Source organism: Acinetobacter sp. GWC1_38_13, assembly GCF_001767535.1.
Taxonomy (GTDB): Bacteria; Pseudomonadota; Gammaproteobacteria; order Pseudomonadales; family Moraxellaceae; genus Acinetobacter; species Acinetobacter junii.
The window spans coordinates 1-458 of record NZ_MELG01000051.1; the positions used below are offsets into that span (position 1 = coordinate 1).

Sequence of the window (458 nt, forward strand, 5' to 3'; positions counted from 1 at the left end):
TCACTCTTTGTGCCTGATAAAAAATGGCGAAAACAAGAAGAACCTCAATTGAGGTTCTTCTTGTGATATTTGTGGGACAGCAGTGGCATGAAGCGCCTTTTTTATGATGTTGATTAAAGTTTATCATCAAACTCATTATGCTGAGGTGCAGAATATTTGAAGCCTTTAGTTTTATAACCAAGGTATAACACACCAAACATAGCCCACCACAAGCCATATTTTAGTGAGGTATCTTCAATTTCTAACCACAATGCAAAGATACTGATGAATCCCATTAAAGGAATCACAACGAAGTTTAAAATATCTTTAAGACTTTTAGTTCGTCCATCACGTAATGCATAACGAGAAATAACCGATAAATTGACAAACGTGAATGCAGTTAAAGCACCAAAGCTGATCAATGAAATAACGGTATCAAGGTTCATAAATCCAGCACATAGCGCGACTGCACCTACGAT

At 36.7% G+C, this 458-nt stretch carries 1 pseudogene; it reads right to left on the bottom strand.

Annotated features, from left to right (window positions below):
* Positions 1-113: 113 nt before the first annotated feature.
* Positions 114-458 (bottom strand): annotated as a pseudogene (locus A2003_RS05320) (putrescine/spermidine ABC transporter); the annotation flags it as partial.